This window comes from Aeromonas sp. Prich7-2 (assembly GCF_017939255.1).
GTDB lineage: Bacteria > Pseudomonadota > Gammaproteobacteria > Enterobacterales > Aeromonadaceae > Aeromonas > Aeromonas caviae.
Map to the genome: position 1 here is coordinate 1 of NZ_JAGKRI010000042.1, position 7,323 is coordinate 7,323.

At 60.9% G+C, this 7,323-nt stretch carries 5 protein-coding genes and 6 tRNA genes; 4 read left to right on the top strand and 7 right to left on the bottom strand.

Going from position 1 to position 7,323, the window contains the following annotated elements; all coding sequences use genetic code 11:
* A partial coding sequence (locus J9892_RS09040; RefSeq protein ID WP_210538105.1) for a transposase occupies nt 1-136 on the top strand: 136 nt, incomplete at its 5' end.
* A 570-nt stretch (nt 137-706) separates the two neighbouring features.
* On the opposite strand, the gene J9892_RS09045 is transcribed toward J9892_RS09040, so the two are convergent.
* The 6 genes from J9892_RS09045 to gltX all read right to left on the bottom strand — a co-directional run bounded on the left by J9892_RS09045 (nt 707) and on the right by gltX (nt 3,058).
* Nucleotides 707-782, bottom strand: a tRNA-Ala gene (locus J9892_RS09045).
* Between the two features lie 34 nt (nt 783-816).
* Nucleotides 817-892, bottom strand: a tRNA-Ala gene (locus tag J9892_RS09050).
* A gap of 48 nt (nt 893-940) precedes the next feature.
* Nucleotides 941-1,016, bottom strand: a tRNA-Ala gene (locus tag J9892_RS09055).
* 63 nt (nt 1,017-1,079) lie between these two features.
* A tRNA-Ala gene (locus tag J9892_RS09060) sits at nt 1,080-1,155 on the bottom strand.
* 28 nt (nt 1,156-1,183) lie between these two features.
* Nucleotides 1,184-1,259 (bottom strand) — tRNA-Ala (locus tag J9892_RS09065).
* 383 nt (nt 1,260-1,642) lie between these two features.
* The gene (gltX, locus tag J9892_RS09070) at nt 1,643-3,058 is read right to left on the bottom strand and encodes a glutamate--tRNA ligase (RefSeq protein WP_128313020.1); all 1,416 of its coding nucleotides are present in this window, start codon (nt 3,056-3,058) and stop codon (nt 1,643-1,645) included.
* A gap of 263 nt (nt 3,059-3,321) precedes the next feature.
* Here gltX and J9892_RS09075 point away from each other — a divergent pair, with 263 nt between their 5' ends.
* From J9892_RS09075 to J9892_RS09085, 3 genes are all read left to right on the top strand, one after another.
* On the top strand, nt 3,322-5,424 hold the full coding sequence (locus J9892_RS09075) for a methyl-accepting chemotaxis protein (protein WP_128313019.1): 2,103 nt from the start codon (nt 3,322-3,324) through the stop codon (nt 5,422-5,424).
* A 99-nt stretch (nt 5,425-5,523) separates the two neighbouring features.
* Nucleotides 5,524-6,183: a LysM-like peptidoglycan-binding domain-containing protein gene (locus tag J9892_RS09080; protein ID WP_010675484.1), complete on the top strand. Its 660-nt coding sequence runs from the start codon at nt 5,524-5,526 to the stop codon at nt 6,181-6,183.
* A gap of 295 nt (nt 6,184-6,478) precedes the next feature.
* Nucleotides 6,479-6,688, top strand: coding sequence for a cold-shock protein (locus J9892_RS09085; RefSeq protein ID WP_005297820.1), 210 nt, complete (start codon nt 6,479-6,481; stop codon nt 6,686-6,688).
* A gap of 554 nt (nt 6,689-7,242) precedes the next feature.
* Here the strand turns inward: J9892_RS09085 and J9892_RS09090 are convergent.
* Nucleotides 7,243-7,318 (bottom strand) — tRNA-Gly (locus J9892_RS09090).
* Between the last annotated feature and the right edge of the window lie 5 nt (nt 7,319-7,323).

Below are 7,323 nucleotides of genomic sequence, written 5' to 3' on the forward strand. Positions count from 1 at the left end.
CTACCCGATGCACACGAGTGTGCTGGAAGGGGTGAACAACAAGATCAAAGTGATAAAGCGTATGGCATATGGATTTAGGGACTCAGAATACTTTTTTCTGAAAATCAAGGCGGCCTTCCCCGGAAAGCCGCGATGAACCTTTTTTTGTGCCAGGGCCATTTGAAAAACAAATGCAAAGGGCCACATCATGGGATGAATAAATACCCTGTTGCCCCCGCCTCGCCCCTTTCCCAGAGGGCTGGCACCCTGCCGACGGGGAAACCCGGTACTGACACCAGGGGCCGGATGGCGTATCCCGCGGGCTGCCGAACGAGCCAACCGCCACGCGGCAGAGGATGTCATCGCGCAGCCCGCGCCATGGCCATGGCAGCATCGGCGCCAATCTCCACCCTCACCCCCGTCAGCGGCGGCCAGGACCGCTGATGCCCTCGCGGACAAGGTGAAGCGCCATCGCAGGCTGCCGAACGAGCCAACCGCCACGCGGCAGAGGATGGCATCGTGCAGCCCGCGCCATGGCCATGGCGGCATCGGCGCCAATCCCCCCCTCACCCCCGTCAGCGGCGGCCAGGGCCGCTGATGCCCTCGCGGACAGGGTGAAGCGCCATTTGCCAGACAAATACAAAGGGCGAGATCATGGAAAATCCAAATGACAGGCAAACAAAAAGGCCACCGCGATGCGGTGGCCTTGGTGCTTTCTTGCGAAATATGGTGGAGCTACGCGGGATCGAACCGCGGACCTCTTGCATGCCATGCAAGCGCTCTCCCAGCTGAGCTATAACCCCGATGTGTGTGAGTGACGCTGAATCACTCTGAATTTGGTGGAGCTACGCGGGATCGAACCGCGGACCTCTTGCATGCCATGCAAGCGCTCTCCCAGCTGAGCTATAACCCCAAATTCGGTACCGAATGAATGGTTCTGGCGGCCATTCATCCTCAATAATGGTGGAGCTACGCGGGATCGAACCGCGGACCTCTTGCATGCCATGCAAGCGCTCTCCCAGCTGAGCTATAACCCCACAAAGGTCGGCCTGGGTGATACACACCGCACTGCCCTGGGTACTTCATGTCAATCGGGAACCTGGTGGAGCTACGCGGGATCGAACCGCGGACCTCTTGCATGCCATGCAAGCGCTCTCCCAGCTGAGCTATAACCCCTTGGATTCCAGATTGTTCGAGGAGAATTTGGTGGAGCTACGCGGGATCGAACCGCGGACCTCTTGCATGCCATGCAAGCGCTCTCCCAGCTGAGCTATAACCCCAACTCACCTCGGCGCTACCAAAGTTATCTCTGGCAACGGAGGCGCATGATAGGCATCACCCGCTTTGCTGTCAACCCAAAATTCTCGCCCGCTGGAGCGTTTAGTCAAAATTCAGGCAGTTAGCTGTTTTTACCGCCAACCTCGTCGCTATGTCGCTGTTTTACGTCGCAAATCCGCTTGAGGCCAAAATACGAAGGGCCCCCGTCAGGAGGCCCTTTTCATGCCATGGCCGATGTTTATGCAGCGGCCATGCGCGCTTCGATATACGCCAAAGCGCGGTCGATACGGGCGAGGACCCGCTCCTTGCCCACCAGCGCCATCACGGCGTCGATGGCAGGGGAAAGATTACCCCAGACCGGTGACGGCAATGTGCGGCGGCAAGCTTACTCGGCGGCCATACGCGCTTCGATATAAACCAGGGCGCGATCGATACGGGCGAGGACCCGCTCCTTGCCCACCAGCGCCATCACGGCGTCGATGGCAGGAGACTGGCCCAGACCGGTGACGGCCACACGCAGCGGCATGCCGACCTTGCCCATGCCCTGACCCAGCTCGGCGGCGGTCGCTTCAATCAGCTCGTGCAACGCTTCTGTGGTCCAGCTATCCAGTGCCGCCAGCTTGGTCTTGGCCAGCGCCAGCGGCTCGGCAGCCACGCCGCGCAGGTGCTTCTTGGCTGCCGCTTCGTCGATGGCCTCGTACTCTTCGAACAGGTAGCGGCTCTGGGCGGCCATCTCGACCAGGGTGTTGCAGCGCTCGGCCAGCAGGGTGACCACATCGGCCAGCGCCGGGCCATTGCTGGTGTCGATCTGCTGGTGTTCCATGTGCCAGGCCAGATGCTTGGCAACATAAGCCGGATCCAGGCTGCGCATGTAGTGGTTGTTCAGCCACAAGAGCTTGTCGGTGTTGAAGGCGGAGGCAGACTTGGAGATGGCATCCAGGCTGAACAGCTTGATCATCTCGTCGAGGGTGAAGATCTCCTGATCCCCGTGGGACCAGCCCAGACGCACCAGATAGTTCAGCAGCGCTTCCGGCAGGTAGCCATCGTCGCGGTACTGCATGACGGAGACGGCACCGTGGCGCTTGGAGAGTTTGGCACCGTCGTCACCCAGGATCATGGAGACGTGGGCAAACTCCGGTACCGGCGCGTTCAGCGCCTTGTAGATGTTGATCTGGCGCGGGGTGTTGTTGATGTGGTCTTCCCCACGCACCACGTGGGTGATCTCCATGTCCCAGTCATCGACTACAACACAGAAGTTGTAGGTCGGCGCGCCATCGGTACGGCGGATGATCAGATCGTCCAGCTCGGTGTTGGCGAACTCGATGCGGCCACGGACGTGGTCATCGAACACCACGGAGCCTTCGGTCGGGTTGCGGAAGCGGATCACGTGGGGCGCATCGGCCGGGTGATCGTGGGCGGCATCCCGGCACTTGCCGTCATAGCGCGGCTTCTCGCCATTGGCCATCTGACCTTCGCGCAGGGCCTCCAGACGCTCCTTGGAGCAGAAGCACTTGTAGGCGCGGCCGTCAGCCAGCATCTCGTCGATAAGGCCGTTGTAGCGATCGAAGCGCTTGGTCTGGTAGTAGGGGCCCTCATCCCAGTTCAGCTCCAGCCATTCCATGCCCTCAATGATGGCGTCGATGGCCTCCTGAGTGGAACGTTCCAGATCGGTATCCTCGATACGCAGCACAAACTCACCGCCCTGGTTCTTTGCAAACAACCAGGAATAGAGTGCGGTACGGGCACCGCCGACATGCAAAAAGCCGGTCGGGCTGGGAGCAAAACGGGTTTTGACTTTCATCTTTAAGCCTTGTGTAGAGGGCCTTGGGCCAATTCGTTAAAAAAACCGTCGCATTTTAGCACCGACAATGACGGATGGGAAAACCATGGCGAGGCAGAGGGGAAAATAGGCTCCATTCCCGCAAAAACCGCTGTTTTAGAGTGATGTCTCAGAATTTTCCCTTTTTTCCCGCTTAGCTAGGCGAGGTTGCTGGAGAGATCTCCCGCACAGCCGATACTTCAGTCACCCCGTCAACGAACCCTCAACGATACAAGGAACGCGCGATGCAGTTTCGTTCTATCCAGAATCGTATCCTGGTACTGGCCGGTGTCGCCATGACCACGGCCCTGGTCATCCTGATCCTGCTCAACCAGTATTCAGGCCGGCAGACCCAGCAGCTCACCATCGACTCCAGCCGCGCCGCCCTGCAACAGGAGGCGTGGCAGAAGGTGAGCGCCAACGCCCGTGCCGAGGCCGCCACCATCACCCAACTGCTGCAAAAGGGGCTCTCCTACACCCAGCAGATAGCCAGCGTCTTCGCCCGCCAGCAGGAGGGCAAGCTGCCGCTGGATCGCCAGCAAGCCACCGACCTGCTCAAGGCCCAGCTTGCCCTGGAGCCTCAGCTCTATGGCGCCTTCGCGGGATTCGAGCCCAACGGCTTCGACGGCCAGGACGAAAGCTTCGCCGGCCAGAGCGCGCTCGGCAGTGACGACAAGGGGCGCTTCGTTCCCTACTTCTACCGCGACAAGGATCAGATCGGCAGCGATCTGCTGCTCTCCATCGAAAAGAGCGATCCGGACGAGTTCGGCAACCCGGCCAACGACTACTACGCCTGCCCGAAACGGGAGGGGCGCCCCTGCCTCATCGACCCCTTCAAGGTGGACATCAACGGCCAGCAGGTGCTGGTGAGCACCATCACCACCCCCATCCTTGTGGATGGCCGGTTCAAGGGCATCGCCGCGCTGGATCTGGCGGTGGACTCCATCAGCCGTCAGGCCCAGTCTCTCAATAGCAACATCTATGACGGCAAGGGGGAGACCCTGATCGTCAGCGCTGCCGGCGTCATCACCGGCACCAGCGGCGACGCCAGCCTGCTCGGCAGCCGCGCCGACAAGGTGCTCGGCAACGGCTGGCACCAGTACCTCAAACCGGACGTGCAGCGCCAGGAGCTCACCGACGCGTTTCGCATCTCGGTGCCCATCGCGGTGCCCGGCATGGCCCGCAACTGGGCCATCATCGTCACCCTGCCCTACAAGGTGGTGCTGGCGGGAGCGGACGAGCTGGCACGCCAGCTCACCGACATGAACCGCGCCGCCATGACCCAGCAGCTCATCGGTGCCCTCATCGTACTGGCGCTGGCCCTTGGCACCATGCTGGTCATTGCCCGCAGCATCACGGGCCCCATCCGCCAGATGGTGAGCCTGGTGGATGACATCGCCGACGGCGAGGGGGATCTCACCAAGCGTCTGGAGAGCCGCTCAAGGGACGAGCTGGGGGCCCTGGCCCGGGGCATCAACCGCTTCATCGACAAGCTGCAGGCCCTGCTCGGGGATGTGCAGAAGACCGCGAGCGAGGTCCATCGCCACGCCGGGGACACCGATCGCATCGCCGGCCAGACCGACAGCAACCTGCAGCATCACCAGGCGGAGATGGAGCAGATGCTGACCGCGGTACAGGAGATGTCCTACGTCAGCCAGGAGGTGGCCACCCACGCCAACAACACCGCCGACTCCGCCAAGCAGGCCCAGAGCGCGGCGGACGAGGGCAAGGTACGCTTCCAGCGGGTGATCCACTCCATGCACAAGGTGGCCGCCGAGGCAGGCAAGGGAGCCGAGGTGGTGGAAGGGCTGGCTCACGACAGCGAGCAGATCACCAGCATCCTCACCGTCATCCAGGGGATCGCCGATCAGACCAACCTGCTGGCGCTCAACGCCGCCATCGAGGCGGCCCGGGCCGGGGAGCAGGGGCGCGGTTTTGCGGTGGTGGCCGACGAGGTGCGCAAGCTGGCGGGCAACACCCAGCAGGCGGTGCAGAATACCCAGGAGCTGATCGACAAGATCCGCCACAGCTCCACCAACGCGGTCAACGCCATCCAGCAGAGCCAGCAGCTGACCCATCAGGCGGTGGGGGAAGCGGATCAGGCGGAGGCGGCTCTCGGCAGCATCTTCCAGGCCATCGCCACCATCAACGACATGACCTACCAGATCGCCTCCGCCGCCGAGGAGCAGAGCTCGGTTTCCGAGACTGTCTCCGGCAATCTGTCAAAAACCAGCGCACTGGCCAACGACATCGCCAGGGACGCCACCAGCACGGCCAACGCCAGTCAGGCCTTGCGTCAGGCGGCGGAACGTTTGCAGCAATTGTTGGGTCAGTTTCGTCTCAGCTGATAATTTTCATGCTCCGGACTCTCCCCCTCGGGGACGAGTCCGTTTACCATAGGCGGCATATTTGCCTGATGGCAGGCAATGTAGTGAGAGGTAAATGCCGTGCCCACCCCGGACCGTCGCCCACGTGGCCATAACAGACGAGCCCAGCAGCGTCGCCAAGACGAATCACAAGGAACCCTGCTCCAACGTATCAACGCGGCTACCCTGCCCCTGCGCCAGCGTCTCGGCCAGGGCATGAGTGGCCTGGGTCAGCGCAACAAGGAGCCGAAGGCGGCCTCGTTCAAGCTGGCAAGCCCCCTGCCCCGCAAACACACCATAGGGTTGCTGGTGCTGATCCCGCTCTGGCTGCTGGTGCTGGCCTGGGAGCCCGCCCCCGCCGCCCCGACCACGGCGCCGTCAGGCTCTCTGGCGGTCCCCCTGGCCGTGCCGGCCCAGGCCCTGACCGTCGGCAACGCCGGTGAGCCCCAGGCCGCCAAGCCCGTCGAGGAAAAAGTGGATGGCACCTGGTTGCAGCACGACGTGCAGGCCGGTGAAACTCTCTACTCCATCTTCCGCAAGTTCGAGTTGCCGGGGGCCGAGCTCAGCCGGCTCATCGCCATCGAAGGGCCGGACAGGCCGCTGACCCGGCTGCAGTCGGGCAAGTCGGTGTTCATCCTGGTGGACACCAGCCGCCGCATCCAGCGGGTCGAGGTCCGCTCTCTCGGTCAGGTCAGCTACCGCTACGACCGCCAGGGGGAAGGGTTCGCCCTCAAGGAATAAGGGGGCTCGACCACACCCCCTTATGCAGACGGGAGGCCATGGCCTCCCGTTTTTTTTGATGTGAAGCATGAAACAAGCTGCTGACTTCACAATACTTTTAGCTCGCTCAAAAAATGAAAAGTGCCAAATTGACAAGGGATCGGGCTCCAGTACAATCGGTCAGGCTTTAGACAGGGATTGTGCTACATGCTACTGGGACAAAGAGACGTGGTCAGTCATGCTTCAACCCCTGACTTCCAGGCAAATGCTGCCCAACCAGGCTTAGTTTCATTTTGTTATAGATAGGACTTACCACATGTCTGACATTCGCACCGGCCAAGTAAAATGGTTCAACGAAACCAAGGGTTTTGGCTTCATCGAGCAATCCCAGGGACCGGACGTTTTCGTTCACTTCTCCTCCATCCAGAGCGCAGGTTTCAAGACCCTGGCTGAAGGTCAAAAAGTCCAGTTCACTGTGACCCAGGGCAAAAAAGGCCCTCAGGCCGAGAACGTCACCGTTATCTGAGCCAGCGCCAGTGAACCCGTAGGAGGAGCCATCGCCCCTCCTATTTTTTTGCCCGCGATTTCCTCTCCCCGATCGGCAGAGCTCTTGCCGGGCTTGCCATCCCCACCAGCAAGCCGTTTATGGCCGCCACCAGCCGCTATAAATCAAAATGATGAGTTTTGGTTAAATGCCCCGGTTTTAACTTATAGCGAGCCACTGTCTGTCATTCAGGCCCTGCCAAGCCTGTTAGCCGACCGCAAAGGGTTGTGCCCGATCTCCGGGAGGCTATTAGCAAGCAATACATCTTGGTCTTGTGACTTGGGATGTGCGGGGAAGAGAGAAAGCAGGCAAACGCCGGATACGACAAATCATCGCGGCGCGATGTGATGGGCAATTCAAAGGGATTATGAGGACGTCGAAGAGAGATTGGAGCGGGAAACGAGACTCGAACTCGCGACCCCAGCCTTGGCAAACGCGGATCATGCTCTACCAACAGGACGCGGCAGTGATGGTACTGAGAAACTGGATTCGTGTACTTGGGGGAGAGATTGAATTCGAAGGGTTCGAAGAGAGATTGGAGCGGGAAACGAGACTCGAACTCGCGACCCCGACCTTGGCAAGGTCGTGCTCTACCAACTGAGCTATTCCCGCAACAG

What these genes read in the sequence shown, in the direction of transcription:
- J9892_RS09085 (WP_005297820.1), top strand. Translation starts at nt 6,479, where the DNA reads ATGTCTGACATTCGCACCGGCCAAGTAAAATGGTTCAACGAAACCAAG.
- gltX (WP_128313020.1), bottom strand. Translation starts at nt 3,058, where the DNA reads ATGAAAGTCAAAACCCGTTTTGCTCCCAGCCCGACCGGCTTTTTGCAT.
- J9892_RS09075 (WP_128313019.1), top strand. Translation starts at nt 3,322, where the DNA reads ATGCAGTTTCGTTCTATCCAGAATCGTATCCTGGTACTGGCCGGTGTC.